The sequence below is a fragment of the Saccharothrix longispora genome (genome assembly GCF_030852425.1).
GTDB lineage: Bacteria > Actinomycetota > Actinomycetes > Mycobacteriales > Pseudonocardiaceae > Actinosynnema > Actinosynnema longispora.
On sequence record NZ_NSDM01000011.1, the window covers coordinates 143,764 to 170,370 of the forward strand.

28 protein-coding genes are annotated in these 26,607 nt (G+C 74.0%); 8 read left to right on the plus strand and 20 right to left on the minus strand.

What is annotated here, in order from left to right; all coding sequences use genetic code 11:
- Window positions 1–11: 11 nt before the first annotated feature.
- From CKY47_RS24560 to CKY47_RS24590, 7 genes are all read right to left on the minus strand, one after another.
- Window positions 12–842 carry a helix-turn-helix domain-containing protein gene (locus CKY47_RS24560; RefSeq protein ID WP_306748445.1) on the minus strand — a complete coding sequence of 277 codons (831 nt, stop codon included), beginning with the start codon at window positions 840–842 and terminating at the stop codon, window positions 12–14.
- Window positions 843–934: 92 nt separating this feature from the next.
- Window positions 935–2,215, minus strand: coding sequence for a formimidoylglutamate deiminase (locus tag CKY47_RS24565; RefSeq protein ID WP_306748446.1), 1,281 nt, complete (start codon window positions 2,213–2,215; stop codon window positions 935–937).
- On the minus strand, window positions 2,212–3,405 hold the full coding sequence (locus CKY47_RS24570) for an allantoate amidohydrolase (protein ID WP_306748447.1): 1,194 nt from the start codon (window positions 3,403–3,405) through the stop codon (window positions 2,212–2,214). Before CKY47_RS24570 ends, CKY47_RS24565 begins: the two co-directional genes overlap by 4 nt.
- Window positions 3,405–5,045: a urocanate hydratase gene (hutU, locus tag CKY47_RS24575; protein ID WP_306748448.1), complete on the minus strand. Its 1,641-nt coding sequence runs from the start codon at window positions 5,043–5,045 to the stop codon at window positions 3,405–3,407. The genes CKY47_RS24570 and hutU overlap by 1 nt, the downstream gene beginning before the upstream one ends.
- Window positions 5,045–6,550, minus strand: a complete 1,506-nt coding sequence (gene hutH / locus CKY47_RS24580; RefSeq protein ID WP_306748450.1) for a histidine ammonia-lyase — start codon at window positions 6,548–6,550, stop codon at window positions 5,045–5,047. Before hutH ends, hutU begins: the two co-directional genes overlap by 1 nt.
- The gene (locus CKY47_RS24585; protein ID WP_306748452.1) at window positions 6,514–7,374 is read right to left on the minus strand and encodes a hypothetical protein; all 861 of its coding nucleotides are present in this window, start codon (window positions 7,372–7,374) and stop codon (window positions 6,514–6,516) included. Before CKY47_RS24585 ends, hutH begins: the two co-directional genes overlap by 37 nt.
- Window positions 7,375–7,498: 124 nt before the next feature.
- Window positions 7,499–7,978: a SigE family RNA polymerase sigma factor gene (locus CKY47_RS24590; protein WP_306748453.1), complete on the minus strand. Its 480-nt coding sequence runs from the start codon at window positions 7,976–7,978 to the stop codon at window positions 7,499–7,501.
- Between the two features lie 44 nt (window positions 7,979–8,022).
- Here CKY47_RS24590 and CKY47_RS24595 point away from each other — a divergent pair, with 44 nt between their 5' ends.
- Window positions 8,023–8,802, plus strand: a complete 780-nt coding sequence (locus CKY47_RS24595; protein ID WP_306748454.1) for an IclR family transcriptional regulator — start codon at window positions 8,023–8,025, stop codon at window positions 8,800–8,802.
- 192 nt (window positions 8,803–8,994) lie between these two features.
- Here CKY47_RS24595 and CKY47_RS24600 read toward each other — a convergent pair whose 3' ends face one another.
- The 4 genes from CKY47_RS24600 to CKY47_RS24615 are packed head-to-tail and all read right to left on the minus strand — an operon-like array spanning window position 8,995 to window position 12,314.
- The gene (locus CKY47_RS24600) at window positions 8,995–9,879 is read right to left on the minus strand and encodes an ABC transporter substrate-binding protein (RefSeq protein ID WP_306748456.1); all 885 of its coding nucleotides are present in this window, start codon (window positions 9,877–9,879) and stop codon (window positions 8,995–8,997) included.
- Complete coding sequence (locus tag CKY47_RS24605; protein WP_371320732.1) at window positions 9,876–10,613, minus strand: ABC transporter permease; 738 nt, start codon at window positions 10,611–10,613, stop codon at window positions 9,876–9,878. The genes CKY47_RS24600 and CKY47_RS24605 overlap by 4 nt, the downstream gene beginning before the upstream one ends.
- Complete coding sequence (locus tag CKY47_RS24610; protein WP_306748684.1) at window positions 10,613–11,215, minus strand: ABC transporter permease; 603 nt, start codon at window positions 11,213–11,215, stop codon at window positions 10,613–10,615. Before CKY47_RS24610 ends, CKY47_RS24605 begins: the two co-directional genes overlap by 1 nt.
- Before the next feature lie 49 nt (window positions 11,216–11,264).
- On the minus strand, window positions 11,265–12,314 hold the full coding sequence (locus tag CKY47_RS24615) for an ABC transporter ATP-binding protein (protein ID WP_306748458.1): 1,050 nt from the start codon (window positions 12,312–12,314) through the stop codon (window positions 11,265–11,267).
- 109 nt (window positions 12,315–12,423) lie between these two features.
- Between CKY47_RS24615 and CKY47_RS24620 the strand changes: the two genes are divergently transcribed.
- Window positions 12,424–13,983 (plus strand): bis-aminopropyl spermidine synthase family protein, encoded by a 1,560-nt coding sequence (locus CKY47_RS24620; protein WP_306748460.1) that lies wholly within the window; start codon window positions 12,424–12,426, stop codon window positions 13,981–13,983.
- A gap of 3 nt (window positions 13,984–13,986) precedes the next feature.
- Here the strand turns inward: CKY47_RS24620 and CKY47_RS24625 are convergent, their stop codons facing one another.
- The 5 genes from CKY47_RS24625 to CKY47_RS24645 all read right to left on the minus strand — a co-directional run bounded on the left by CKY47_RS24625 (window position 13,987) and on the right by CKY47_RS24645 (window position 20,587).
- Window positions 13,987–14,580, minus strand: a complete 594-nt coding sequence (locus tag CKY47_RS24625; RefSeq protein ID WP_306748461.1) for a hypothetical protein — start codon at window positions 14,578–14,580, stop codon at window positions 13,987–13,989.
- Between the two features lie 55 nt (window positions 14,581–14,635).
- Complete coding sequence (locus CKY47_RS24630) at window positions 14,636–15,448, minus strand: hypothetical protein (RefSeq protein WP_306748462.1); 813 nt, start codon at window positions 15,446–15,448, stop codon at window positions 14,636–14,638.
- A complete protein-coding gene (locus CKY47_RS24635) occupies window positions 15,445–15,894 on the minus strand; it encodes a YbaB/EbfC family nucleoid-associated protein (protein ID WP_306748463.1) in 450 nt (149 codons plus the stop codon). Before CKY47_RS24635 ends, CKY47_RS24630 begins: the two co-directional genes overlap by 4 nt.
- 63 nt (window positions 15,895–15,957) lie before the next feature.
- Window positions 15,958–19,167 carry a bifunctional diguanylate cyclase/phosphodiesterase gene (locus CKY47_RS24640; RefSeq protein WP_306748464.1) on the minus strand — a complete coding sequence of 1,070 codons (3,210 nt, stop codon included), beginning with the start codon at window positions 19,165–19,167 and terminating at the stop codon, window positions 15,958–15,960.
- 235 nt (window positions 19,168–19,402) lie between these two features.
- The gene (locus CKY47_RS24645) at window positions 19,403–20,587 is read right to left on the minus strand and encodes an NAD(P)-dependent malic enzyme (protein ID WP_306748466.1); all 1,185 of its coding nucleotides are present in this window, start codon (window positions 20,585–20,587) and stop codon (window positions 19,403–19,405) included.
- 286 nt (window positions 20,588–20,873) lie between these two features.
- Here CKY47_RS24645 and CKY47_RS24650 point away from each other — a divergent pair, with 286 nt between their 5' ends.
- The gene (locus CKY47_RS24650; protein WP_306748467.1) at window positions 20,874–21,467 is read left to right on the plus strand and encodes a dTDP-4-dehydrorhamnose 3,5-epimerase family protein; all 594 of its coding nucleotides are present in this window, start codon (window positions 20,874–20,876) and stop codon (window positions 21,465–21,467) included.
- 7 nt (window positions 21,468–21,474) lie between these two features.
- Here the strand turns inward: CKY47_RS24650 and CKY47_RS24655 are convergent, their stop codons facing one another.
- Window positions 21,475–21,789, minus strand: coding sequence for a S26 family signal peptidase (locus CKY47_RS24655; protein ID WP_306748468.1), 315 nt, complete (start codon window positions 21,787–21,789; stop codon window positions 21,475–21,477).
- 78 nt (window positions 21,790–21,867) lie between these two features.
- Between CKY47_RS24655 and sodN the strand changes: the two genes are divergently transcribed.
- The 4 genes from sodN to CKY47_RS24675 all read left to right on the plus strand — a co-directional run bounded on the left by sodN (window position 21,868) and on the right by CKY47_RS24675 (window position 23,890).
- Window positions 21,868–22,287 carry a superoxide dismutase, Ni gene (gene sodN, locus CKY47_RS24660; RefSeq protein ID WP_306748469.1) on the plus strand — a complete coding sequence of 140 codons (420 nt, stop codon included), beginning with the start codon at window positions 21,868–21,870 and terminating at the stop codon, window positions 22,285–22,287.
- A gap of 124 nt (window positions 22,288–22,411) precedes the next feature.
- Complete coding sequence (locus CKY47_RS24665; protein WP_306748470.1) at window positions 22,412–22,723, plus strand: hypothetical protein; 312 nt, start codon at window positions 22,412–22,414, stop codon at window positions 22,721–22,723.
- A 68-nt stretch (window positions 22,724–22,791) separates the two neighbouring features.
- Window positions 22,792–23,397 (plus strand): histidine phosphatase family protein, encoded by a 606-nt coding sequence (locus tag CKY47_RS24670; protein WP_306748471.1) that lies wholly within the window; start codon window positions 22,792–22,794, stop codon window positions 23,395–23,397.
- A complete protein-coding gene (locus CKY47_RS24675; protein WP_306748472.1) occupies window positions 23,390–23,890 on the plus strand; it encodes a GNAT family N-acetyltransferase in 501 nt (166 codons plus the stop codon). Before CKY47_RS24670 ends, CKY47_RS24675 begins: the two co-directional genes overlap by 8 nt.
- On the opposite strand, the gene CKY47_RS24680 is transcribed toward CKY47_RS24675, so the two are convergent.
- Window positions 23,835–24,353: a hypothetical protein gene (locus tag CKY47_RS24680; RefSeq protein ID WP_306748474.1), complete on the minus strand. Its 519-nt coding sequence runs from the start codon at window positions 24,351–24,353 to the stop codon at window positions 23,835–23,837. The genes CKY47_RS24675 and CKY47_RS24680 overlap by 56 nt on opposite strands.
- 61 nt (window positions 24,354–24,414) lie before the next feature.
- Here CKY47_RS24680 and CKY47_RS24685 point away from each other — a divergent pair, with 61 nt between their 5' ends.
- On the plus strand, window positions 24,415–24,855 hold the full coding sequence (locus CKY47_RS24685; RefSeq protein ID WP_442638271.1) for a MarR family transcriptional regulator: 441 nt from the start codon (window positions 24,415–24,417) through the stop codon (window positions 24,853–24,855).
- Here the strand turns inward: CKY47_RS24685 and CKY47_RS24690 are convergent.
- Both CKY47_RS24690 and CKY47_RS24695 read right to left on the minus strand, forming a co-directional pair.
- Window positions 24,845–25,651, minus strand: a complete 807-nt coding sequence (locus CKY47_RS24690; protein ID WP_306748480.1) for an SAM-dependent methyltransferase — start codon at window positions 25,649–25,651, stop codon at window positions 24,845–24,847. The two genes, CKY47_RS24685 and CKY47_RS24690, sit on opposite strands and share 11 nt — an antisense overlap.
- A 204-nt stretch (window positions 25,652–25,855) precedes the next feature.
- Window positions 25,856–26,605 carry a S1 family peptidase gene (locus CKY47_RS24695; protein ID WP_306748481.1) on the minus strand — a complete coding sequence of 250 codons (750 nt, stop codon included), beginning with the start codon at window positions 26,603–26,605 and terminating at the stop codon, window positions 25,856–25,858.
- Between the last annotated feature and the right edge of the window lie 2 nt (window positions 26,606–26,607).

Consider the following 26,607-nt stretch of genomic DNA (forward strand, 5'->3'; position numbering starts at 1 on the left):
GCGCCGCCCTCTCACTCGAATTCGGCATGGACCCGCTCGATCAAAGCGACCGACTCGGCCGGAGCCAGGGCGAGCCCGAGCAGGTTCTCGAACAACACCTTAGCCCGGTTCACCTGGTCGGGATCTTCGCTGTGCAGCGCCCCTGTCGCGTAGGAGACGTACAGCAGGGGCGGTTCCGCCGGGTCGGGGAAGTAGAGCAGCGTGAAGGGTCCGCGCTGCCCCGCATGAGCACCGATGGTCTGCGGCAGGACGCGGAGGTCGACCGTGTCGACTTCGGCGACCATCGTCAGGTACTCCAACTGCTCCCTCATGAGAGCACTGCTACCGATGCGCTGGCGCAATGCGGTTTCATCGACCAGGGCGGTCAGGTGGAGCGGGTCGTCCTCGGCGGTCAGGCGGCGCTGGCGCACCATCCTGACCTTCACGTGGGCCGCCAACTCCGGCTTGCTCCAGCGCTGGCCGCTCTCGAGCACCGCGCGGGCGTAGTCCTCCGTCTGGAGGAGGCCGGGGACGTGGAGGAGGGTCAACTCCCGCACGGCCACCGCCTCCGTCTCTATGTCGACATAACCCATGTTCCGGAGGCCGTAGGTGGTCCACCAGCCCGGTGTCAGGGCGTCGCGGACCTGGTCGAGCAGGTCGGGGGCGTAGTGGTCGTAGACGTCCATCATGGTGCGCGCCAGGTGGACGTCGACCTTGGTCTCCCCCGCCTCGATCCGGTAGAGCGAGTTCCGGTGCTTGTCGAGGCGCGCGGCGGCGTCCTCGATGGTCATCCCGGCTTCCTCGCGCATCCGGCGCAAGCGGCGGGCCAACTTCCGGCGGCGGAACGACGGGCGCATCGGCATGGCACATGATGGGCAGGCGGGGTCCCGGGAATGGGAATCCCGTTACCCGATCAGGTGAGCCCGGTCAGTCGAGCCCGGTCAGTCGAGCCCGGTCAGTCGAGCAGTGACCGCAGCGCCTCGCCCAGCAACCTCGGCACGTCGCCCAACGCCTCGTGCACGCCGTCGCGCGCGACCACCCGACCTCCGACCACGACGACCGACACGTCGGGCGCCGTCGCCGCCATCACGACCTGGCCCGGTGCCACGCCCGTCGTGCGCACGGAGTCCAGCCTGACCGACACCAGGTCGCACGGCGCGCCGACCACGATGCCGCCCGCTTCCGGCCACCCGATCGCGGCGTGGTTGGTCAGCGCCCCGACCAGCTCCGCCGGCGTGAACCGTCCTCTGTGGCCGGTGCGCAGGCGCTCACCGTGCTCCAGCGCGCGGGCTTCCGCCAGCAGGTCCACCACGGCGTGCTGGTCGCTGCCCAGGGACAGCGGTGAACCGGCGTCCGCCAGTTCGCGCGCCGGGCCGATGCCGTCGGCCAGGTCCGCCTCCGTCGAGGGGCAGAGGCAGACCCCCGAGGACGCTCCGCCCAGCAGGGCGATGTCCTCGGCCGTCAGGTGGGTGCCGTGGACGGCGGTGGTGCGCCCGGTGAGGGCACCGGCTTCGGCGAGCAGCCGGGTGGGCGTCAGGCCGTACGCGTCGAGGCACGCCCGGTTCTCGGCGGGTTGCTCCGACAGGTGGACGTGCAGCGGGCGGTCGGGGAAGGCGCCCGCGACCAGCTCCAGGGTGTCCCGGGGCACGGCGCGCACCGAGTGGATCGCGGCGCCGATCCTCGTGTTGTCGTCCCCGCGCAGCTCGGCGACCCGGTCGAGCCACGCGTCGCCGGTGCCGTCGGAGAACTTCTCCTGCACGCCGCGCACGGGTTCGCCGATGCCTCCCGCCAGGTAGCAGGCGTCGAGCAGGGTGATGCGGATGCCGGCGTCGCGGGCGGCCTGGCGCAGCGCCTCGGCCATCTCGTTGCCGCCGTCGTGCAGGTAGTGGAACTCGCCGACGGCGGTCACGCCGGCCACCGCCATCTCCGCGTACACCGCGCGGGCCAGCCGCAGGTACGAGTCGGGCGTCAACCGGTCGGCCAGCTCGTACATGGCGTCGCGCCACGTCCAGAACGTCCCGCCGCCGCCGTGCGTGCGCCCGCGCAGCGCCCGGTGGAAGGCGTGCGAGTGCGCGTTGGCGAACCCGGGCAGCACCAGGCCGTACAACCGCTCCACGCCGAGCGGGATGGTGTCCACGGTGGACACGGAGACGATCCGGCCGTGGTCGACGCGCACCAGGACGCGGGCGGCGACGCCGTCCGGCAGCCACGCCCGTTCGCACCAGTAGCTCTTCACCGGGCGGTTCCCGCGGACGCCAGGTGCTCCAGGGTCGCGGCCAGCGCCGCCACGCCCGCCGCGCAGTCGTCCGCCTCGGCGAACTCGGCGGGCGCGTGGCTCACCCCCGTGGGGTTGCGCACGAACAGCATCGCGGTGGGCACGTGCGCGGCGAGGATGCCCGCGTCGTGCCCGGCCCCGGTGGGCAGGGCGGGGGTGTCCTCACCGACGGCTCGTCGCACGTCGGCCATCAAAGCAGGGTCGAAGAGCACCGTGCCACCCCAGCTCTCCTCGGTGACCCGCACCTCGCACCCCTCGTCGGCGGCGGCCCGGCGGGCGGCGGAGGTGATCCGCTCGACCACCTCGCGGGTGCGCGGCTCGTCGTCGGCCCGCGCGTCGAGCCAGACGTCGACCGACGAGGCGATCACGTTCGTGCCGCCGGGGTTGGGCGCGATCCGCCCCACGGTCGCCCGCGCCCCGTCCCGGGCGGCCCGGCGCGCGGCCACCACCAGCTGCGCGGCCGGGAGCATCGGGTCCCGGCGGTCCTCCATCAGCGTCGCGCCGGCGTGGTTCCCCTCACCGGTGAACGTGTAGCGCCACCGGCCGTGCGCGAGGATCGACGACGCCAGGCCCACCGGCACGTCCAGGCCGCGGCCCTGCTCCACGTGCAGCTCCACGAACGCGCCCACGTGCGCCAGGGCGGGCTCGTCGCGTCCCATCCGCAGGGGGTCGAAGCCCGCCGCGTGCGCCGCCTCGCCGAACGTCACGCCGTCGGCGTCGGTCAGCCGGGCCGCCGCCTCGGGGGTGATCGCGCCGGTCATCAGCCGCGACCCGAGGCACGCCACGCCGAAGCGCCCGCCCTCCTCCTCCACGAACACCACGATCGCCAGCGGCTTCGACGGCTCGAACCCGCGCGCCCGCAGCAGGTCCACCGCCTGCAACGCCGACACCACGCCCAGCGGGCCGTCGAACGCCCCACCGCCGGGCACCGAGTCCAGGTGGCTCCCGGTCACCACCGCGCCGGGTCCCGGCGCGCCCCACCACGCCCACAGGTTCCCGTTGCGGTCCGGCCGCACGTCCAGCCCGCGCCGCCGCGCCTCCTCGGTGAACCACTCGCGCAGCTCCAGCTCGACCCGGTCGAACCCGTGCCGCGAGTACCCGCCGCGCCGGAGGTCGCGGCCGACGTCGGCGAGGTCCGCGAGGTCCGTCATCAGGCACCGGCCATGGGGATGGCCACACCGCGCTCGGCGGCCACGTCGACCGCCCGCTGGTACCCGGCGTCCACGTGCCGGATGACGCCCATGCCCGGGTCGTTGGTCAGCACCCGCTCGATCTTCCGCGCGGCCAGCTCCGTGCCGTCCGCCACCGTCACCTGCCCGGCGTGGATCGACCGCCCGATGCCGACCCCGCCACCGTGGTGCAGCGACACCCAGGTCGCCCCCGAAGCCGTGTTGACCAGCGCGTTCAGCAGCGGCCAGTCGGCGATCGCGTCGGAACCGTCGGCCATCGCCTCGGTCTCCCGGTAGGGGGAGGCGACCGAACCGCAGTCGAGGTGGTCGCGCCCGATGACGATCGGCGCGGACAGCTCCCCCGACGCGACCATCTCGTTGAACCTGAGCCCGGCCCGGTGGCGCTCGCCGTACCCGAGCCAGCAGATGCGGGCGGGCAGCCCCTGGAACTCGACCCGCTCGCCGGCCATCCTGATCCACCGCGCGAGCTTCTCGTCCTCGGGGAACAGCTCCAGGATGGCCCGGTCGGTCGCGGCGATGTCGGCGGGGTCGCCGGACAGCGCGGCCCACCGGAACGGGCCCTTGCCCTCGCAGAACAGCGGCCGGATGTAGGCGGGCACGAAGCCGGGGAAGTCGAACGCCCGCTCGAAGCCGCCCAGCTTCGCCTCGCCGCGGATGGAGTTGCCGTAGTCGAACACCTCGGCGCCGCGGTCGAGGAACCCGACCATGGCCTCCACGTGCCGCGCCATCGAGGCGCGCGCCCGGTCGGTGAACTCCTCGGGCTTCTTCGCGGCGTAGTCGGCCCAGTCGTCCACCGACACGCCGACCGGCAGGTACGCCAGCGGGTCGTGCGCGGACGTCTGGTCGGTCACGACGTCCACCGGCACGTCCCGGCGCAGCAGCTCCGGCAGCACCTCGGCGGCGTTGCCGATGACGCCCACGGACAGCGCGCGCCCCTCGGCCCTGGCCGCCAGCACGCGCGCGACCGCGTCGTCCAGGTCGTCGGCGACCTCGTCCAGGTAGCGGGTCTCGACCCGGCGGCGGGCGCGGGCCGGGTCCGCCTCGACGCACAGCGCGACGCCCTCGTTCATGGTCACCGCGAGCGGCTGCGCGCCGCCCATGCCGCCCAGGCCCGCGGTCACCGTCAGGGTGCCCTTCAGCGTCCCGCCGAACCGCTTGTCGGCCACCGCGGCGAACGTCTCGTAGGTGCCCTGGAGGATGCCCTGGGTGCCGATGTAGATCCACGACCCGGCCGTCATCTGGCCGTACATCGTCAGGCCCTCGGCCTCCAGCCTGCGGAACTCGGGCCAGTTGGCCCAGTCCGGCACGAGGTTGGAGTTGGCGATCAGCACGCGCGGCGCCCACTCGTGCGTGCGCATCACGCCCACCGGGCGGCCGGACTGCACCAGCAGCGTCTCGTCGTCGGCCAACCGGGCCAGCTCGCGCGAGATGGCGTGGAAGCTCGGCCAGTCGCGGGCGGCCTTGCCGGTGCCGCCGTAGACCACCAGGTCCTCGGGGCGCTCGGCGACGTCCGGGTCCAGGTTGTTGTGGAACATCCTCAGCGCGGCCTCGGTGGGCCAGCTGCGCGCGGTCAGCTCGGTTCCTCGTGCGGCGCGGACCATCAGATCGCTCCATTCCGGATGAGTTCCTCGGCGGCGGCGATCTCCGGGGCGAGGTGGCGGTCCGGGCCGGGACCCGGGACGTGCTCGCGTAGCGTCGCGACGGCCGCCGCGGTGGCGGGTGCGGGCGTGAGCGGGTGGCGGAGGTCCAGCGCGCGGGCCGCGGTGATCAGCTCGATCGCGAGGACCCGGCGCAGGCCGGCCACGGACTGGCGGAGCTTGCGGGCGGCGGACCAGCCCATCGAGACGTGGTCCTCCTGCATGGCGCTGCTCGGGATCGAGTCCACCGACGCGGGCACCGCCAGCCGCTTCAGCTCGCTCACGATCGCGGCCTGCGTGTACTGGGCGATCATGTGGCCGGAGTCGACGCCCGGGTCGTGCGCCAGGAACGGCGGCAGCCCGTGCGAGCGGTTCACGTCGAGCATGCGGTCGGTGCGGCGCTCGGAGATGCTCGCCACGTCCGCCGTCGGGATGGCCAGGAAGTCCAGCACGTACGCGAGCGGCGCGCCGTGGAAGTTGCCGTTGGACTCGACCCGGCCGTCGGCCAGCACCACCGGGTTGTCGATCGCCGAGGCCAGCTCGCGGTCGGCGACGACCTCGGCGTAGGCGACCGTGTCGCGGGCCGCGCCGTGCACCTGCGGCGAGCAGCGCAGCGAGTAGGCGTCCTGGACGCGCGTGCAGTCCGGGCCGCGGTGGCTCTCCACGATCTCCGAGCCGCGCAGGAACTCGGCCATCCGGCGGGCCGAACGCCCCTGGCCGGGGTGCGGGCGCAGCGCGTGCAGCTCCTCCGCGAACACGCGGTCGGTGCCCAGCAGGGCCTCCACGCTCATCGCCGCGGTCAGGTCGGCGACGTCGAGCAGGTGGTGCAGGTCGTGGATCGCGAGCACCAGCATGCCGAGCATGCCGTCGGTGCCGTTGATCAGCGCCAGGCCCTCCTTCTCGGCCAGCCGCACCGGCTCGATCCCGGCCTTCGCGAGGGCGTCGGCGGCGGGCAGCAGCACGTCGTCGGCGTCGCGCACGTACCCCTCGCCGGTCAGCGCGAGCGCGGCGGCGGACAGCGGCGCCAGGTCGCCGGAGCAGCCCAGCGAGCCGTACTCGTGCACCACGGGCGTGATGCCCGCGTTGAGCATCGCGGCCATCGCCTCGGCGGTCCGCGGGCGGACGCCGGTGTGCCCGGTGGTGAGGGTCTTCAGGCGCAGGAGGACGAGCGCGCGGACGACCTCGCGCTCCACCTCGGGGCCCGAGCCCGCCGCGTGCGACCGGACCAGGGACTGCTGGAGGGCGGCCCGGCGGTCCGGCGGGATGTGCCGGACGGCCAGCGCGCCGAACCCGGTGGACACGCCGTAGGTCGGCTGCTCCGCCGTGGCCAGGCGCTCGATGTGCGCGCGGGCGGCGGCGACCGCCTCGCGGGCCGACTCCGCGATCTCCACGCGCGCGCCACCGCGGGCGACGGCGTGGACGTCGTCGCGGGTCAGGGGCTTGGGACCCAGCTGCACGGGTTGCTGCATGAGCACATCCCACCCCGGCAGCCGGGTCCGCACGACCCGGGAACCCCCGATCGTGTCTGGTATCGCAGACGGTCTAGCGGCCGAGCCAGTCCACGTCGGGGCGGTCCGTCCACGGTCAGCGCCTCGGCGACCCGCACCAGCTGCCCGGCGGTGGCGTGCTCGGGCCGCAGCGGCTCGGGCACGTCCGGGAGCTTCGGCTCGTGCGGCGCCACGGCGACCTGGACGCCGGGCGCGACCTGGTGGGTGAGCCGGCCGAAGCCGTCGCCGACGTAGAACGCCTCGCGCCCGTCCACGGTGGTCGGCACGCCGCCGGCGGGCGGGGTGTCGGACCGCGTGACGGTCACGGCGTAGCGGACGTCCGCGAAGTCGCTCGTGCCGCTGATCGCCCACTCCGCGGGGTTCGGCCCCTCCACGACCGCGTAGGGGTACTCGTCCAGCGAGAACGGGACGCGCATCGCGGTGGTGTCCGGCTGGACGGACTCGGCGATGCGGCGCGCCTCGGCGCGGGCGTCGACGCCGGTGACGTTCTCCAGGCTGACGTTGAGCACCCGGCCCGGGGTGGCGTTCCAGTACAGGCTGTCGCCGAACCAGGCCGCCGTCGCGCCGGCGACGGTCGTGCGGTCCTCGGGCTTCGCGTCCGCGACCTTCGGGCCGACGTCCCCGGAGATGGAGGTGAGGACGCCGAAACGGACCACCGGCGCGCCCGGGTCGGTGGCGCCGGCGGAGTAGACGCGCGACTGGCCCCACGGGGCGATGACGCGCTGCCGCTCGGTGTAGCCGTCGAGCATCACCCCGGGGCGGTACTCCAGGACCCTGGAGGGCACGTCCACCACCGGCAGCGGGGCGGGCGCGGAGGAGGTGCCCAGCCGGGCGGCGGGTGCCCGGCCGGCGGCGTGCGCTCGGCCCGGTGCTCCAGGGCGTCGGCGATCAGGTCTTCGGTGGTGTCGTTCATCGGGACTGCCTCACGCGTTCGTCGGCGCGCAGCACTGCCGGCGCGCGGGAGATGTGACTGCGGACGGTGACCTGGGCGCACCCCGGGACGGCGGCGATCTCGGCGTCGTCGCAGCCCTCGTAGTAGCGCAGGACCACGGCGGCCTTCTGCTTGCGCGGGAGCCGGTCGATGCGCTGGAGCATCGCCTCCCGCTCGTCGTGGTGGGCGGTGGGATCGGGTTCGGGCGGGTCCACGCCCGTCAGGGGCAGGTGCGCCCTCAGGCGGCGGCGCCAACCGGGGTACTCGTTGGTGACCATCCGCTTGAGGTACGCCCCCGGCGCGTCGACCGAGCCGATGCGCGCCCACTTCTGCTGCGCCCGGAACAGGACCTCCTGGACGACGTCCTGCGCCAGGTGCGGGTCGCCGGTCAGCACGGTCGCGTAGCGCAGCAGCGGCGTGGCGTGCTCGGTGGCGAACTCCTCGAAGCCGGTGCTCATACCCGTCCAATGCGCCCCGGCGGCGTTGTGTTGAGAATGGGCCCGTGGGAGCCAGCAGCGACGTGCCGGCACTGCGGCGCGGGCTCGCGGTGCTGCGGCTGCTGGCCGGCAGACCGGGGCCGATGTCGGCCGCCGCCGTGGCGCGCGAGCTGGGGCTGCCCCGCTCCACGACCTACCACCTGCTCGCGGAGCTGGCCGCGGCCGGGTTCGCGACCCACTTCCCCGAGGAGCGGCGCTACGGGCTGGGCGTGGCCGCGTTCGAACTCGGGTCCGCCTACCTGCGGCACGACCCGCTGGAACGGCTCGCGCGGCCCCTGCTGCGGCGGCTCGTGGACCAGCTCGGGCGGACCGCGCACCTCGGCGTGCTGCACGGCGCGGAGTCGCTCTACGTGGTGCGCGAGCAGCCGCGGCAGCCGACGACGATCGTGTCGGACGTCGGCGTGCGGCTGCCCGCGCACCTGACCGCGTCCGGGCGGGCCCTGCTGGCGCACCTGCCGGCGGCGCAGGTGCGCGCCCTGTTCCCGGGGGTGTCGTCGTTCGTCGACCGGACCGGCCGGGGTCCCGCCGACCTGCCCGCCCTGCGCCGCCTGCTGGCCGCCGAGCGCCGGCGCGGCTGGGCCGTGGAGGACGGGTACGTGACGGCCGGGTTCGCGTCCGTCGCGGCCCCGGCGTTCGACCACGGCGGGCGGCCGATCGCGGCGGTCACCGTGACGTTCCGGCACGTGTGCGACACGGCCGACGGCGGCGAGTGCGGGCAGACGTGGCCGGACCTGGCGGCGGAGGCGCGGCGCACGGCCGACGAGCTGACCGCGCGCCTGAGGTAGGCCGTAACGGCGGGGTGCCGCCGCCGGACCTCTCGGGCGACGGAAGAGGCACGCACATGGCCGGATTCGGATCACCCGACTCCGGAGCGCCGCACGAACCCGTGAGCCCGGCTGCGTGAGCCCGGCTGCGTGAGCCCGGCGCACGACAGCGGCCCCGGACCCGCCGAGGGGTCCGGGGCCGCCGCGGGGTGACTAGAGCGAGACGGTCTTGAGGAAGTCCGCCGCCACGTTGACGGCGGTCTCCTTGTCGACGTCCACCCGCTTCACGAGGTCGGCCAGCTTCTCGGTGGTCAGCGCCGCCGACACCTTGTCCAGCGCCTCCTTGCCCTTGGCGTCGACCGCGTCCGAGCGCAGCAGCGGCACGATGTTCTGCGCCGGGTACATGACCTTCGGGTCCTCCAGCTGCACGAAGCCGTTGGCCGCGATGTCGGCCGACGTCGTGTAGAGGTTGATGACCTGCACCGTGCCGTTCTTCAGCGAGTCCACGGTCACCGGGCCGCCCGCGTCGGTCGTCTTGATCTCGCTGAACGTGACGCCGTACAGCTCCTTGATCTTGGCTTCCCAGCGCTGCGCCCACTCGCCGGGCGCGCCGAGCGCGTACTTGCCGGTCCCCAGGTCGGCGATGGACTTCACGCCGCTGCCGGCGGTCTCCTCGGTGACCACCAGGACGTCCTTGTCCTCGGCCTCGGACTTCGCGAGCACCTCCAGCCCGGACGGGGTCTTGGACTTGAGCGCCGCGTAGACCTCCTCGGACTCGGTGGTGGTGTTGGTCTTGTCGAAGTAGTTGAGCAGGTTGCCGGTGTACTCCGGGACCACGCCGAGCGACTTGTCCTGCAACGCCTTGACGAGCAGCTCGCGGGCGCCGATGCCGGACTTCACCGTCACCGTCGCGCCGGTCGCCTTCAGCGCTCCCGCGTAGATCTCGGCGAGGATCTTGTTCTCGGTGAAGTCGGCGGAGCCGACCACGACCTCGCCCGACGCGGCCGGCTGGTTGCTCCCGCCGAGGTCCTCCGCGGACCCGCAGCCGGAGAGCACCAGGGCGGCCGACGCGACGATGACGGCCAACGTGCGCTTCATGCCGTGCTTCCTCCTGAATCGACGAGCACCGGTTCGACCCGGCGTCGGCGTCTCGACGGTCCCCGCGCGGTGCGCGCGGACACCCGCAAACCCGCCGGCACGACCAGTCGCCCGACGACCGCGAGCAGGACGTCGAGCAGGACCGCGAGCAGCGCGATGAGGATCGCGCCGCCCACGAACTGCCCGTAGTCCAGCACCCGCAGGCCGTCGAGCAGCGGACGTCCCAGCGTCTCGATGCCCACGTACGCCGCGACCGAGGCGGTCGCGACGACCTGGAGCGTGGCGTTGCGCAGACCGCCGAGGAGCAGCGGCAGCGCGTTCGGCACCTCGACCCGCCACAGCCGCTGCGCGCCGGTCATGCCCATGCCGCGCGCGGCGTCCACGACCCCGCGGTCGACGTCCTGGATGCCCGCGTAGGTGCCCGCGAGGATCGGCGGGATCGCCAGCACCACCAGGCCGATGAGCACGCCGGACGTGCCGCCGCCCGCGACCAGGTACAGGAACGTGACCAGGCCGAGCGTGGGCAGGGCGCGCAGGGCGTTGCTGCCGCCGACGAGGACGACGCCGCCGCGGCCGGTGTGGCCGACGAACAGCCCGAGCGGCACGGCGATCGCCGCCGCGCCGAGGACGGCGCCGAGGCAGTACAGCAGGTGGACGCCCACCCGCACCGGGATCGACTTGGGACCGGTCCAGTTGGCCGCGTCCAGCAGCCAGGCGAGCGCGTCGGCGAAGATCACGGCGTGCCCGCCTTCGCCCACGGCGTCAGCCGGTCGCGCAGCAGCACCAGCAGCAGGTCGACCACGAGCGCCAGCACCAGCGTCAGCACGATGCCGATGACGATCGGCGCGAGGTAGCGCTGCCGGAACCCGTCGGTGAACAGCGTGCCGAGGCCGCCGGTGCCGATGAGCGCGCCCACGCTGACCAGGCTGATGTTGCTCACCGAGCCGACCCGCACCCCGGCCGCGAGCACCGGCACGGACAGCGGCAGCTCGACGGTGAGGAAGCGGCGCAGCGGCCGGAAGCCCATCGCGGTGGCGGCGGCCGTGACGTGCGCGGGCACCGCGTCGAGCGCCTCGGCGACCGGGCGCACGAGCAGCGCGGTGGTGTAGACGGTGAGCGCGAGGATCACGTTGAGCGGGTCGAGCACCTGCGTGCCGATGACCGCCGGGATGATCGCGAACAGCGCCAGCGACGGGATCGTGTAGACCACGTTCGACAGTCCGACCAGGACCGCCCTGAGGCGGCGGAACCGGTGGCACAGCAGGCCGAGGACGATCGCCAGCAGCACGGACACGGCCAGCGGCACCAGCGACAGGTAGACGTGGTCGAGCAGCATGTCGAGCAGCGCGGCGCGGGTGCCGGCGTCGCCCAGGTAGGTCGCGATCTCACCCACGGCGGCCCTCGATCACGTCGAGGACCTGGCGCGCGGTGACGACGCCGGCCAGCCTGCCGTCGGCGTCCACGGCCACGCCGAGGCGCGACGGCGAGGACAGCGCGGAGTCCAGCGCGCCGCGGATGGGCGCGCCCACCTCGTAGAGCGAGCCGCCGGGGACGGTGGCGCCGTCGGGCGCGACCCAGCCCTGCGGCTTCCGGTCGGCGTCCACGACGAGCCGCCAGTCGGCGCCCGGTCCGGCCGGCGCCCCCTCGGACACCGTGGGCACGTCCGCCACCTCCACTCCGGAGGGGTCCACGAAGGACAGGCTGCGGTAGCCGCGGTCCTTGCCGACGAAACCGGCCACGAAGTCGTCCGCCGGGCGGGCCAGCAGCTCGGCGGGCGGCGCGTACTGGGCGAGGACGCCGCCGGTTCGGAGAACCGCAACCTTCTCGCCGATGCGCACCGCCTCGTCGATGTCGTGCGTGACGAACACGATGGTCTTGTCCAGTTCGGCCTGGAGCCGCAGCAGTTCGTCCTGCAACCCCTCGCGCACCACCGGGTCCACGGCGCTGAACGGCTCGTCCATCAGCAGCACGGGCGGGTCGGCGGCGAGCGCCCGCGCCACGCCGACGCGCTGCTGCTGGCCGCCGGAGAGCTGTGCGGGGTAGCGGCGGCCCAGCTCGGCGGGCAGGCCGACCAGCTCCAGCAGCTCGGCGGCGCGCGCCCGGGCCCTGCGGCGCGTCCAGCCGGTGAGCAGGGGCACCGTGGCCACGTTGTCCAGCACGGTGCGGTGCGGGAACAGGCCCGCCTGCTGGATGACGTACCCGATGCCGCGGCGCAGGGTGGGCGGGTCGACGCCCGAGACGTCCCTGCCGTCCACCAGGATCGTGCCCGACGTGGGGTCGATCATCCGGTTCACCATGCGCAGCGACGTCGTCTTCCCGCACCCCGAGGGCCCCACGAACACCGTGATCGTGCCGGCCTCGACCACGAGGTCCAGGTCGTCCACCGCGGTGGTCCCGCCGTCGAACCGCTTGGTCACGCCGCGGAATTCGATCACCCGTGGTCCTCTCGCCGCTTGGGGGAGCCGTCGAACGTCGATCGACCCTAGCCCGTTGGTCCGACCGTGGCACGACGTTCCGCATTCCGGTCGGTAGGCTGCACCGGTTGTGGCAACCGAACCAGTCCGCGCGCTCCTGGCCGAGCGCGGCGCGCACGCCCGAGGGCTCCGCCGCGTCGTCGACCTGCTCGCCGACGACTGGCACACGCTGGCCGAGCTGGTGCGGCTCCCGGCGGTGCCCCGGCGCACCGTGCAGGAACTGCTGACGGCGATCGGCGACGACCTGGACACCAGCGGCGACCGCTACCGGCTCGCGCCGGCGCACGCCGCCGACTACGCCGGGTTCGGCGTGGGCGGTGACGACCTCGTGGACCCGTTCGGCGCGCTGCTGTCCCGGCACACCGCGCAGCTGCGCGCGATCCTCGCCGACATCGCCGACGTGCCGCCGCCGCTGGCCGCGCTGGACCACGTGCAGGCCACGGCGGAGACCGCGCTGAAGCGCGCGCTGTGGCTGGACAACACCTACGACCTGGCCGGCCGGACGCTGCTGTGCCTGGGCGACCACGACCTCACCTCGCTCGCCGTGTGCTCGGTGAACCCGGACGTGTCCGTCGTCGTGGTCGACGTGGACGACCGGCTGCTGGAGTACGTGGACGAGCGCGCCGCCGAACGCGGGTTCGCGATCCGCACGGTGCACGCGGACTTCCGGTTCGGTCTGCCGCCCGCCGTGCTGGAGACGGCGGACCTCGTGTTCAGCGACCCGCCGTACACGCCGGAGGGCATGGCGCTGTTCGCCGGGCGGGCCGTCGAGGCGTTGGCCGACCCCGGTCGCGGCCGGGTGCTGCTGGCGCACGGGTTCAGCGACCGCACGCCCGCCCTGGGCCTGAAGGTGCAGCAGGAGCTGCAACGCCTGGGGCTGGTGTTCGAGGCGATCCTGCCCGCGTTCCACCGGTTCGACGGCGCGCAGGCCATCGGCAGCGCCGCCGACCTGTACGTGTGCCGACCCACGTCGCGCCGCCCGGTGGCGCCCGCGCGCACCTCGATCTACACGCACGGCCCGCAGTCCGTGGAGGCGTCCGGGCCGGGCTCGAAGGCGTTGGAGGCCCTCGTCGACCTGGCCCCGCGCCCGGAGTCCTCGCCGCCGCCGAGGCCCCGGCAGCCCGGCTGGGCGGAGCCGGTCGGCAAGGGCGCGGCGTCGCTCGCCGTGGACCTGTCCGGCGACCCGGGCCCGTGGCTGCTGCGCACCCTGCTCGCCTGCTCGCCCGGCCGGATGGCCGCGCTGGTGCCGAACAACCACCCCGACGTGGCGTCCGAGAAGGGGCAGAAGGGCCTGGCCTCGTTGGTGGGCACCAGGTTCGCGCTGCGGTTCCTGCGGTCCACACCGGACGGCAAGCACTGCGTCGTGGTGGCGGACCAGGTGCTCGCGGGCACCCTCGACACCGGCGGCCTGGCGGTGCGCGAGGTGCTGGTGCGGGCGCACGGCAAGCTCGGCAACGTGTGGCGCGAGGCGCTCGTCACGGCGTCGCGCGGCGCGGTGACCAAGCGCGAGGCGAGGCAGCGCATCGACGAGGCCGTGGGCGACTCCGACGACCTGGAGCTGCGGCTGGTCGACCTGCCGCGCCACCGGATCGCCGCGCTGCTGCCGCTGATCGGCGGATCGGCGGGCTGACCGCTAGAGGAACCCGTCGTCCGGGGTCAGCGGCTTCGGCGGCGCGGGCTCCCTCTTCGCCGCCGCGACCAGGACGACGAAGGCCGCCGCGCCCGCGCACAGCAGGAGCAGCACGAGGACGGGGAACCGCGACACCGGGCCGAGCCGCGGCGGCACCCGCCGCGCCGGGTCGAGCACGAGGTCGCGGGTCTCGCCGACCTCGGCGACGTGACCGGTGCGCGCGACGTCGTAGCGGACCCGCTCGCCCGCGCAGTCGAAGTGGTGCTCGTACCGGTTGCGCCCGCCCTGGCCGTTCGTGGACACCGCGGTGCGGTCGACCAGGGCGCACCGCACCTGCTCGCCGTTCACCGCGAGCCAGGCCGCCGGGACGGCCCAGCCGGACGCCGTCACCAGCACGAGCCCCACGACCAGGCCGGCGCCGGCGGCGGCGTTCCCCTTCCCGGGCCGCAGGGCGGAGGTCGCCCGTGCCAGGCCCAGGGGGACCAGCACCCACGCCGCCATCTCCCACCACGGCAGGGCGACGGCCACCACTCCCGTCGACAGGCCCAGCAGCACCAGCGCCACGACCCCGACGACCTGCCACGTCCTCGATCCCACCGAGCCCCCTCCGACGGTCACCGGGAGTAGGACGCGCGAGCGGGGAACCGGTTGCTCAGCCCTTGGCGGCGAAGGAGGCGGCCAGCTCCTCCAGCCGGCCCAGGATGCGGGCGACCGCGCGCAGCAGGTTCAGCACGTGCGCGGTGATCCGCTCCAGCACGTGCGCCGCCCGGCCGACCGCCCACGCGGTGAACGCGGCCACCGACGCGCCGCCGCTCGCCTCCGCCGACGCCAGCGCCACGGCGGCGTTGCGGACCGCCTCCCGGGCGAACGTGACGACGAGGTCGCGCACCATGCCGCGCACGGCGGCGGTGACGGTGCCCGCGGTGGACACGTGGTCGGCGACCGCGGCGCAGGTCCGGGACGCCGCCTCGGCCTCGTCCGCCGACGCCAGCCGCGCCCGCCGGAACGCCTCCGCCGCGCGCGGCGCCCAGCCGGTCACCTCGACGCGGACCTCGTCGCGGCGGTCGCGGGCCAGGCGGTCCAGGTCGAGCGACGCCTGCCGCCAGCGCGCGACGACCTCCTTGATCCGCTCGCCGTCGCCCTCCAGCCAGTCCAGCGGGGCGCGCAGGAAGCGGACGTGCTCGACGAGCCAGCCGACGCCGGCCGCGCCGAGCGCCTCGAACGGGTCGAGCGCGACGCCGAGGGTGTCCAGCCAGGCGGCGGCCAGTCCCCGGCCGGGCGCGGTCGTGCCGCCGCAGCCGGGCGCGTCGAGGCCGCTGTCGGCCAGGGCGCGGCGGACGTCGTCGAGGACGCGCGCGGCGTCCTCCGCGAAGGGCCGCAGCAGCACGCCGAACGCGTCGCCGGGCAGGTCGGCGCCGGGCAGGTCGGCGCCGGCCAGGCCCGCGGCCAGGTCGAGGTCGCTCACCGCGGGGCCGTCCCCCCGTCGTCGTCGGTTCCGCGCAGGCTGCGCGGCAGCGGCAGGTCGGGCGCGGCGTCCGGCACGTCCTCCGCCCGCACGGCCGGCGGGGGCAGCGGCACGCGCGCCACCCGTTCTCCGGCGGGGAGGAACCCGGTCAGGAAGTCCATGGCCTCGGTGCCGCCGAACTCGGGTTCGACGACCTCGACCACCCGCCGCGCCACCTCGGCCTGCGCCTGGCGGACGGTGGCCAGGACCAGCTCGCCCAGCCGTTCGTCGGACAGCCCGGCGGACCGGGCGAACGCGATGTCGCGCAGCGCCCCGTTGGGGGCGACGGTCACGGTCACGACGCCGTCGGGCGAGCACGCGGTGGCCGTCGCGGCACCGATGCCGTCGCGCACCTCGCGCGAGCGCCGGGCGAGGTCGCGCGCCTTCGCCTCCAGGTCCGTGATCATCCGTTCCGGGTCCACCCACGTCCCCCCACTGCCGGCCGCCACCCGATCGTGGAGTATCGCGGATCAGCCCGCGCGGGGTATGTGCAGGGGTCCGAGGGCGAGGACCGCCCGGAACTCCTTCGGCGGCACCGGCCGGGAGAACAGCCAGCCCTGGAACGCGTCCACGCCGACGCCGCGCAGCACGTGGAACTGGGTCGCGGTCTCCACGCCCTCCGCCACGCACTTGCGGCCCATCGCCCGCGCCATGTCCACGACCGCCCGCGCCACCGCGAAGTCCGACGAGTCGTTGCCCACGCCCGACACGAACCGCCGGTCCACCTTGATGATCTGCGCCGGCAGGTCCTTCAGCCGCGCCAACGACGAGTAGCCCGTGCCGAAGTCGTCCACCGCGAACCGGATGCCCCGCTCCACCAGCTCGTCCATCGACTGCCGCACCCGCGAGGGCAGGTCCACGAGCGCCGTCTCGACCAGCTCCAGCACCACCCGGTCCCACTCGATGCCCGTCTCGGCGATCGTGTCGGCCACGATGTCGACGAACTCGGGGTCGCCCGGCACCAGACCGGCCAGGTTCACCGCCACCGACACCGGCTGGTCGCCCGGCGACGGCCACGTCGACGCCTCCTTCAGCGCCGTGCGCAGCACCCACCGGTCCAGCTCGCGCAGCAGGTCGCCCTGCTCGGCCACCGGCAGGAAGATGTCCGGCGGCAGCAGCCCGCGGTCCGGGTGCGGCCAGCGCACCAGCGCCTCCGCCGTCTGCACCGACCCGTCCACGCCCACCACCGGCTGGAAGTGCAGCGCCAGCCCGTCGTTCTGCAGCGCCTCGCGCAGCTGCCCCTCCAGGTGCACCTGCCGGTCCGCCGACGCGATGAGCGCCGCCGACGCCAGCGACACCCGCCCCGCGCCCGACCGCTTCGCCTCGAACATCGCCGCGTCCGCGAACCGCAGCAGGTCGTTGCCCGTGGCGCGGGACCCGTTGGGCACCGCCGCGCCGATCGACGCCGACACCCGCACCAGCTGCCCGTGCACCGGCACCACCGTGCGCAGCAGGCTCGCCACCGTCGTGGCCAGCTTGTCCACGCCGCCGACGCGGTCGATGTTCTCGCAGATGATCACGTACTCGTCACCCGACAACCGGGCCGCCGTGCAGCCGTCCGGCAGGCCGCCCTCCAGCCGCCGCGCCAGCGCCACCAGCAGCTCGTCGCCCGCGTCGTGGCCCAGCGAGTCGTTGACCCGCTTGAAGTTGTCGATGTCGCAGAACAGCACCGCCACCTTCGACCGCTCCGGCGACTCCAGCAGCGTGCCCAGCGTCTCCTTGACCAGCGCCCGGTTCGGCAGCCCGGTCAGCTCGTCGTGCGTGGCCTGGTGTCGCAGCGCCTCGGCGGTGCGGCGGCGCTCGGTGATGTCCTGGAACACGATCAGCCAGAACCGGCGGCCGTCGTCCTGCACGGACAGCGCGACGTGCAGTTCGCAGTACACCTGCACGCCGTCGCGGCGCACCAGGATGCGCTGCGGGACCTTGTGCGTGCGCTCGGCGCCCGCCGCGGACATGTCGTCGATGGACGGCAGCGGGTTGCCCGGGTCGTCGGGGTGCGTCAGGTCGCCCGCGGTCATGCCGCGCAGCTGCTCCAGGTCCATGCCGAGCAGGTCGCACAGCGCGTCGTTGGCGTCGACCAGCCGCTCGCCCTCGTCGAACAGGCCGATGCCGACGGGCGTGAGGGACACGAGGTCGGCGAACCGCTGGCTCGACCTCTTCATGCGGGTCTCGGTGGCGCGCTGCTCGGTGATGTCCTGGGCGGTGCCGACGGCCAGCGGGAGCCCGTCGGGGCCCTTCACCACGACGCCGTAGCAGCGGAACACGCGCACCGCGCCGTCCCGGCGCACGATGCGGTGCTCCAGCTGGATCGACCGCTCCTCGGTGGCCAGCTGCTGCCACAGGTCGTCCACCCACGCGCGGTCGTCGGGGTGCACCAGGTCCAGGTAGGTCTGGTAGCGGGTGTGCTCCCCGCGCGGCACGCCGAACAGCAGGGTCATCATGTCCGACCACAGCACGTCGCCGGTCTGGAGGTTCCACTCCCACACGCCGAGCTGCGCGGCGCGCTGCGCGTCGGCCAGCCGCCGCCGGTCCTCGCGCAGCTGCCGCTCCAGCGCGCGGGCGTCCGTGACGTCCTGGATGGTGCCGTGCAGCCGGCGGACCCGGCCGCCCTCGAACTCGGCGCGGGCGCGGCACACGTAGACGCGGTCGCCCAGCTCGCTGCGCACCTCCGCCTCCAGCGTGCGGCCCGCGTCCGGGTCGCCGCGCCGGGGGCGCAGCAGGGCGCGGCGCAGGTCCTCCAGCCGGCCCCGGTCATCGGGGTGGACGCCGCACAGCAGGTCGTCGCCGGGGACGACGCCCAGCTCGGCGTACATCTCCAGCAGCACCTCGCTGCGGTGGACCCGGCCGGGCTGCGCCGCGACGGGCGACGCCTCGTAGCTCCAGCTGCCCATGCGCGCGATGCGCTGCGCCTCCAGCAGCCGGGCGCGCTCGGTCTCCAGGGCGCGGTCGGCGCGCCACTGGTCGGTGATGTCGCGGATGTAGCCGGTGATGAACTGGGTGCGCCCGTCGGAGCGCAGCTTCGCCTCGGCGACTCCCCTGATCCAGCGCAGGTCGCCGTCGGGCCGGTAGATCCGGTAGACGATGTCGATGGGGTTGCCGTCGAGCTCCCGGTTGGACCAGTAGCTGGCGACCATGTCGTAGTCGTCGGGGTGGACGACGTCCAGCACGGCCTGCGCGCCGGGCACCACCTCGGCGGGGTCGAGGCCCATCATCTCGAAGTGGTTGTCGGACCAGACGGTGACGCCGGTGCCCGGGTCGTACTCCCACGAGCCGATCTGGGCGACCCGCTGCACGGTGCGCAGCCTGCGCTGTTCGTCGCGCAGGTCCTCGGCGGCCCTGGCCAGGTCGGAGACGTCGACCAGGAGCACCGCCTGGAGGCCCGTGCCGGGCACCTGGGTGCGGACCACGCGGACCGGCACGAGCACGCCGTCGGCGCGGCGCAGGCGCAGGTCGTCGGGGCCGCCGACCAGGAGTTCGCCGAGCGGGCGGCCGACCAGGTCGTCGGCGGAGCGGACGCGGGCCAGTTCGACCGCGGCGGCGCCGGCGCGCATGACGATGCCCTTGGGGTCGCAGAGCAGGGTGGGCGCCTCGGGCAGCGCGAGGCCGTCGAGCGTCACCTGGCCGTTCGTCGGACGCGCAGGGTCGAGCGCCACAGGAGCCCGTCCAACCCGCTTGGGCACGGTCCCACCTTCCCGTGAACACGGCAGGGATGACCGGCCCGACCGCACCCGACAGCGGCCCCTACTGGGGCGTCCCTCTCCATGGGTGGATATTCACCCGTGGAGAGGGACCGTAGCGCTTCGGAGCGTTATCGCCCACCCCCCAACGGGCTAACGAAACATCACGGTAGTGGTTTCGCTGCCGTGTTGAGGGGTGTGGACTTCGCGGCCGGAGCTCTCCCGACTCCGCCTCCGGTCAGGCTACTCCGTCCTGACGTGCTGCCAAGGCCACGGCAGCGGCCACTTCGGGCCCGACGCGCGGGTCGAGGGCGCTCGGCACGATGCGGTCCGCGGCCAGGTCCTCCGAGGCCACGGCCGCGATGGCGCCCGCGGCGGCGAGCTTCATGCCCTCCGTGATCCGGGTGGCGCCGGCGTCCAGCGCGCCGCGGAAGATGCCGGGGAACGCGAGCACGTTGTTGATCTGGTTGGGGAAGTCGCTGCGCCCCGTGGCGACGACCGCGGCGTGCCGCGCGGCGACTTCCGGGTGGACCTCCGGGTCCGGGTTGGACAGCGCGAACACGACCGCGTCGGACGCCATCGACGCGATCAGCTCCTCCCCGACCGTGGACGAGGAGACGCCCACGAACACGTCCGCCCCGCGCAGGGCCTCGGCGATGCCGCCGCGCAGGCCGCTGCCGTTGGTGCGCGCGGCCAGCTCGGCCTTCACCGGGTTGAGCCCGTCGCGGCCCTCGTGCACGATGCCCCGCGAGTCGACCAGCACGACCTCGCCCGCACCGGCCGCGAGCAGGATGTTCGCGCACGCCACGCCGGCCGCGCCCGCACCGGAGATGACGATCCGCTGGTCGGCGATGCGCTTGTCGAGCACGGTGTTCGCGCCGCGCAGCGCGGCCAGCGTGACGACCGCGGTGCCGTGCTGGTCGTCGTGCATGACCGGCACGTCCAGCGCCTCGATCAGCCGCTTCTCCAGCTCGAAGCAGCGCGGCGCGGACACGTCCTCCAGGTTGACCGCGCCGAACGACGGGCGCAGCCGGACCAGGGTCTCCACGATCTCGTCGACGTCCGTGGTGTCCAGCACCAGCGGGATCGAGTCGAGGCCGCCGAAGGTCTTGAACAGCGCCGCCTTGCCCTCCATGACCGGCAGCGACGCGCTCGCGCCGATGTCGCCCAGGCCGAGCACCGCGGTGCCGTCGCTGACCACGGCGACCAGGCGGTGCGCCCACGTGTAGCGGGCGGCCAGCGACGGGTCCCCGGCGATGGCCTGGCTGACCCGGGCCACGCCGGGCGAGTAGGCGATGGACAGCGCGCGCGAGTCGGCGAGCGACGCGGTGACGCCGATGCCCAGCTTGCCGCCCTCGTGGGCGGCGAAGATCTCGTCGTCGGTCAGCTCGGCGGTGGTCGGCTTCTCGTTCAGTGCGGTCACGGGAGTCCCTCCTGCGGTGCGCGATTCCTGCGGCGCACCGGACCGGCGTTGTCACGCGGGTCTGCGGGGCCTGGCTGCGGGCTCCGCCACGCGGTCAGCGCGGCGTCCCTGGGGGGCGGTGTCCGGCAAGCATGGCAGTGATCAGGACCGCTGTCTGCGACGGGGGTCACAGTCTTTCCGCAGGTCAGAGCGGGTTTTCGCAGAACGTACGTCCGGTTTTCTGAACCGACCGGTCAGTTTCCGCAGGCAGGATCGGTCAAGAGCCGGCACGTTCTAGGGTGACGCCATGCAGGCACGTGAGCTGAAAATTCCCGGCACGTTCGAGTTCACCCCTTCGGTGTTCGGCGACGACCGCGGCCTCTTCGTCGCGCCGTTCCAGGAGGCGGCGTTCGTCGAGGCCGTCGGGCACCCGCTGCGGGTCGCCCAGACCAACCACAGCGAGTCGCGGCGCGGCGTCGTCCGGGGCCTGCACTACGCCGACGTGCCGCCGGGGCAGTCCAAGTACGTGCACTGCCCGCGCGGCCGGCTGCTCGACGTCGTGGTGGACCTGCGGGTGGGCTCGCCGACGTTCGGCGAGTGGGACGCCGTGGAGCTGTCGCCCGACCGGTTCAACTCGGTCTACGTGCCGGAGGGCCTCGGTCACGCGCTGATGGCGCTGGAGGACGGCACGATCACGTCGTACCTGTGCTCCGAGGGCTTCAACCCGAAGGCCGAGCGCGCCGTGCACCCCCTGTCGCTCGGCCTGCCGTGGCCGGCCGACGTCGAGCCCGTGCTGTCCCCCAAGGACGCCGCCGCGCCGTCGGTGGACGAGGCCCGCGAGGCGGGCCTGCTGCCGTCCTACGACGAGTGCGCCACCTGGTACGCGACGCTGCGCGACTGAGGCCCCCTCACCCCAGCCGGCGCGGGCGCGGCCACAGGCGGTACCGGACCACCCCGACCACCTCGGCCGCGCCCAGCGTGCGCGAGTCCGTAGAGCCGAACGGGTTGTCGCCCTCGACGTGCCACCCCCCGTCGACCTCCCGCACGGCGCGCTTGATCGACAGCTGACCGGGCCTGGCGTGCCACCTGACCAGCACGAGATCACCCGGTGCCGGTGTCCGCCCGTGGCGGACGAGCACGACGTCACCGGTCCGCAGGGTCGGGGACATGGACGGCCCGACCACCCGAACCAGCGGCAACGGGTTGCCGTCCGACGGTGCCAACGATCACCTCCACCTGCTCGCCCCACGGTCCCGGAGTAGGGTTCCGCACGTCGGAGCATCCACTCTCAGGGAGGAAAGATGCGACTTCTGTCGCGCATCCGTTCACTCCGCCGCCCGCTCCTGGAGGCCACCGCGCACTGCGACCTCCCGTGCGGTGTTTACGACCCGGCCCAGGCCCGGATCGAGGCCGAGTCGGTCAAGGCGATTCAGGAGAAGTACCAGGCGAACGAGGACCCCGAGTTCCGCGCCCGCGCCATCCTCATCAAGGAGCAGCGCTCGGACCTCGTGAAGCACCACCTGTGGGTGCTGTGGACCGACTACTTCAAGCCGCCGCACTTCGAGAAGTACCCGGAGCTGCACGACCTGTTCAACCGGGCCACGAAGGCCGCCGGCGCGTCGGGCGCCAAGGGCTCCATGGACCCCGCCAAGGGCCAGGAGCTGCTCGACCTGATCGCCCAGATCGACAAGATCTTCTGGGAGACCAAGGCCGCGGCCTGATCACCGGCACCACCACGGCGCCGATCGGCGGAGGTCCCCTCCACCCGGTCGGCGCCGTTCCACGTCCGCGGTCGGACGCCCGGCCGGGCCGGCGATTCCAGCTCGATGCCGCATAATCGAACGCATGTTCGAGGGCCTGAACCCGATCCCGCCGCCGCGCACCCGCCAGATCCAGGTGAAGCCGGCCCGCCCGGTCTGGGTCGACCTGGGTGCGGTCTTCCGGGTCGGGTGGCCCCGCCGCGTCGTCCCCGACGGCCTGGACCTCCAGGCCACCGTGCCGGGCGAGCTGCACCTCTGGTCCCTGACCACCACGGGCCACTGGGTCGGCTACGTGACGTTCGCGATCGCCGGCGAGGGCCGCCACGTGCAGGTCTCCCAGTGGGTCCTGTCCGCCACCCTCCAACCCCGCTCCGACCACCGCGCCCGGCCGTCGTGAACACCCGCGTGGCCGGCGGCACGCCGACGCGCGGGACACGGTGGGTGCGCCGTCCGTAGGATCGGCCCGTGACTTCACACGTGTACCTGCTGCGGCACGGGCAGACGGAGTGGTCCGAGACCGGGCGGCACACGGGGCGGACCGACGTGCCGCTCACCGAGGCCGGCGTGCAGCAAGCCCGGCGGGCCGGGGCGGTGCTCGCGCGGTTGCGCGGGACCGACCGGCCGGCCGCCCTCGTGCTGGCCAGCCCCCGGCAGCGGGCGTGGCGGACCGCCGAGCTGGCCGGCCTGCACGACGCGGAGCGGACCGAGGACCTCGGCGAGTGGCACTACGGCGACTACGAGGGGTTGACCACGCCGCAGATCCGGGAGACGGTGCCCGGCTGGACCGTGTGGTCGCACCCCACCCCCGGTGGCGAGACGGCCGAGCAGGTCCACGAGCGGGCCGTCCGGGTGCTGGACCGGGCGCGCACCGCGCTCGTGGGCGGCGACGTGGTGCTGGTCGGGCACGGGCACTTCAGCCGCGTCCTCGTCGCCACCTGGCTGGGCCTGCCGCCCAGTGAGGGCGTCCACTTCGGACTCGACCCGGGGGGCACCACGGTCCTCGGCGACGAGCGCGGCGACCCCCAGGTGCGTCGGTTGAACGTGCCCGCCTGGGAGTTCGACCTTGAGTGACCCGCGCATCCGGCGCATCCGCCCCGCGGACGTGCCCGCCGCCGTGCGCCTCGTCGAGGAGCTGGCCGAGTACGAGCGCGCCCGCCAGGAGTGCGGGCTGACGGAGGAACAGCTGCACCACGCCCTCTTCCGCGACGCGCCCGCGCTGTTCGGGCACGTGGCCGAAGTGGACGGCGCCGTCGTCGGCACGGCCCTGTGGTTCCTCGACTTCTCCACCTGGCGCGGCACGCACGGCATCCACCTCGAGGACCTCTACGTCCGGCCGGCGCACCGCGGCGACGGCCTCGGCAAGGCGCTGCTCCGCGCCCTGGCCGAGGAGTGCGTCGCCCACGGCTACGCGCGGCTGGAGTGGTCGGTGCTCGACTGGAACGCGCCCGCGATCGGCTTCTACCGGGCGCTCGGCGCGGTCCCGCAGGACGAGTGGACCGTCTTCCGGCTCACGGACGAGGCCTTGACCCGCTTGGGTTCGGCTCCGTCAGGACGGGACGGCTGACGGCGGCCTGCCGCACCACCCCCACCCACCACAGCACGGTGAACGCGATGACCGTCGGGTTCTTCACGAACAGCAGCACGGCCAGGTAGGTCTGCCGCCACGCCTCGGGCAGCAGCGCGCCCGCGGCCTCCAGGCCGACGTCGAACACCAGGGCCGCCGCCGACATCAGCACGACGTGCCAGCCCAGCGACGGCCAGTGCCGCCGGACGAACGCCCGCGCGCCGGGCCAGTCCGGCCGCTCGCCCCGCAGCGCCACCCGCCACACCAGCACGACGAGCGCGATCCGCACCCCCGCCACCAGCACCTCGGACGCCAGGACCGGCCCGGACGACAGCCACCCACCGACGACCACGAGCCGCTGCACGGACGCGATCAGCGACAACCCCACGACCCAGGGCCAGTGCCGCAGGTAGAACCCGGCAGCCCAGCGCAGCACGTCGAGCGCCAACGACAGCTCTCGCACCCCAACCCCCTCAGTCGGCAAATATTTTAGTTCAGTGTACTGAAATATTTGCCCGGGTAAAGTGAACGGCATGGACCACGGGCGCGAGCTGAGCACGGCGGTCGTCGCGTTCCACGAGGCGGTCGGCGCGCACCTGGGCGTCACCGCGGTGGACCAGCGCGCGCTCGCGCTGATCGGCAGCAAGGGGCCGATGAGCGCCGGCGAACTGGCGAAGGAGATCAACCTGACCCCCGGCGCGGTCACCGGCGTGGCGGACCGGCTCGAACGGGCCGGGTTGGTGCGCCGCGAACCCGATCCCGACGACCGCCGGCGGGTGGTGATCAGCGCGGTGCCCGGCGCGTTCGGCCGGGTGTTCGCGGGCCTGAGCGCGGCGATGGCCGAGCTGGGCGCCCGCTACACGCCCGAGCAGCAGCGGGTCATCGGCGACTGGGTGCAGCGCACGGTCGAGGTGCTCAAGGAGCAGACCAGGCTGCTCACCGGGGACGAACGCCTCAGGTCGTAGGCCGCTTCACGCACACCGCGCCGTACGCGACGGCCTCGGCGCCGGTCTCCAGCTCGTCCTCGCCGCGCCACCGGGTCGCCAGCACCAAGCCGGGCTCCAGCAGCTCCCAGCCGTCCAGCATGACCTCCAGCGCGGCCTTGGACCGCGCCACCATCGGCATCACGGTGCCCTCGGCCACGCCGATCAGCTCCTCCACGACGGAGGGCTGCACGTCGCAGGTCAGGTGGCTCACCACCAGCACGCTGCCGTCGGCCAGGGCGTCGCGGTAGCCGGCGACCACCCCGGCCGGGTCGTCCTCGTCCGGCACGAACGGCAGGATCGCGACCATCAGCACGGCGACCGGCTCGGCCAGGTCGAGCATCCCGCGCACCTCGGGCGCGCCGAGCACGGCGGCCACGTCGCGGATGTCGGCCTCGGCGATGGCGGCGCCCGCGTTGCCCCGCAGCATCGCGCGGCTGTGCGCCACGGTGGTCGGGTCGTGGTCCACGTACACCACGCGGCACGTCGGGTCGACCTGCTGGGCGACCTCGTGGACGTTGCCGGCGGTGGGGATGCCGGAGCCGAGGTCGAGGAACTGGCGGATGCCCCGCGACACGCACTCGCGCACGGCCCGGCGCAGGAACGCGCGGCTGTGCTGGACCATCGCGGCGGCGGGGACGTGCCGCATCGACCGCTCGGCGTACTCGCGGTCGACGGCGAAGTTGTGCGCGCCGCCGAGGTAGTAGTCGTAGAGCCGGGCCGCGTTCGGCCGGTCGACGTCACCCGACGTCGACACCCACCTCGGGGGGTTCTGCACTGCGCACCTCACCCTGCACGGCACCCGGAGCGGCGTGAACGCCTGCCAGACCGTATCTGGCTACTCCGTTCGTGTCCATCCGCCAAATGTGAACACGCAGGGTGATTGTGACTGGTGGGTGCCGGTTCGACCAAACCCGCTGGATGGCTCCCGGCCGAGGGGACGGCGCAGGGGTCCTGCCCCCTCGGCCGGGCGGTTCGGGCGTCAGACGCCCGCGTAGGAGCGGATCCAGTCGCGGTAGCGGGTGACGGCGGTGTAGTTCGACCGGGTGGAGCGGTCGGAGGTGGAGGCGACGCCGACCTGGTAGCGGCGGCCGTCGACCGGGCTGGTGGCGAACATCGGGCCGCCCGAGTCGCCGCCGGCGGCGATGCCGTTCACGCGGGTCACCGAGATGGCGATGCCACCGCGGTAGTCACGCCCGTTGACCGACGTGACGCGGGTGTCGGCGTACTTGAGGTAGCGCGACTGGCAGTTGATCTCCGGCTGGTTGGTGCAGGTGGCGCCCCAGCCGTAGAGCTGCACGGTCTGGTTGACCGCGACCGCGGTGGTGGTGCCCAGCGGCGCGTAGGTGCCGGAGACCGAGCGGTCGATCTGGGCCAGGGCCAGGTCCACCGACGGGTGCTGGATGATCCGGGTGGCGGTCACCAGGGTGCCGCCCGTGGTCTGGTCGAGGCTGCCGACCCGGAAGGTGTAGGTGCCCGCGGACGCCACGCAGTGCTGCGCGGTCAGGATCCAGGTCGGGGCGATGATCGTGGCCGAGCAGTTCTGCTGGCCGTTGCGGAACAGGCGGGCCGCCCACGGCGCGTTGGTCGCCGTGCCGCCGCCGATGATGTACGGCGTGACGTCGTCGGCCGGCGCCGCGGAGGCCGTCGGGGCCAGCGTGGTCAGCGCGAACGCGGACAGCAGTGCGGTAGTGGCTCCGACCACCGCGGACAGGGCGCGATTGAGTCGCATGG

Coding starts and splice junctions, on each gene's coding strand:
- CKY47_RS24570 (WP_306748447.1), bottom strand. CDS start 3,405: ATGACGGACCTCGCGGACCTCGCCGACGTCGGCCGCGACCTCCGGCGC.
- CKY47_RS24560 (WP_306748445.1), bottom strand. CDS start 842: ATGCCGATGCGCCCGTCGTTCCGCCGCCGGAAGTTGGCCCGCCGCTTG.
- CKY47_RS24590 (WP_306748453.1), bottom strand. CDS start 7,978: ATGAGCACCGGCTTCGAGGAGTTCGCCACCGAGCACGCCACGCCGCTG.
- CKY47_RS24665 (WP_306748470.1), top strand. CDS start 22,412: ATGTTCGAGGGCCTGAACCCGATCCCGCCGCCGCGCACCCGCCAGATC.
- CKY47_RS24600 (WP_306748456.1), bottom strand. CDS start 9,879: ATGAAGCGCACGTTGGCCGTCATCGTCGCGTCGGCCGCCCTGGTGCTC.
- CKY47_RS24650 (WP_306748467.1), top strand. CDS start 20,874: ATGCAGGCACGTGAGCTGAAAATTCCCGGCACGTTCGAGTTCACCCCT.
- CKY47_RS24695 (WP_306748481.1), bottom strand. CDS start 26,605: ATGCGACTCAATCGCGCCCTGTCCGCGGTGGTCGGAGCCACTACCGCA.
- hutH (WP_306748450.1), bottom strand. CDS start 6,550: ATGCAGCAACCCGTGCAGCTGGGTCCCAAGCCCCTGACCCGCGACGAC.
- CKY47_RS24610 (WP_306748684.1), bottom strand. CDS start 11,215: ATGCTGCTCGACCACGTCTACCTGTCGCTGGTGCCGCTGGCCGTGTCC.
- CKY47_RS24635 (WP_306748463.1), bottom strand. CDS start 15,894: ATGATCACGGACCTGGAGGCGAAGGCGCGCGACCTCGCCCGGCGCTCG.
- hutU (WP_306748448.1), bottom strand. CDS start 5,045: ATGGTCCGCGCCGCACGAGGAACCGAGCTGACCGCGCGCAGCTGGCCC.
- sodN (WP_306748469.1), top strand. CDS start 21,868: ATGCGACTTCTGTCGCGCATCCGTTCACTCCGCCGCCCGCTCCTGGAG.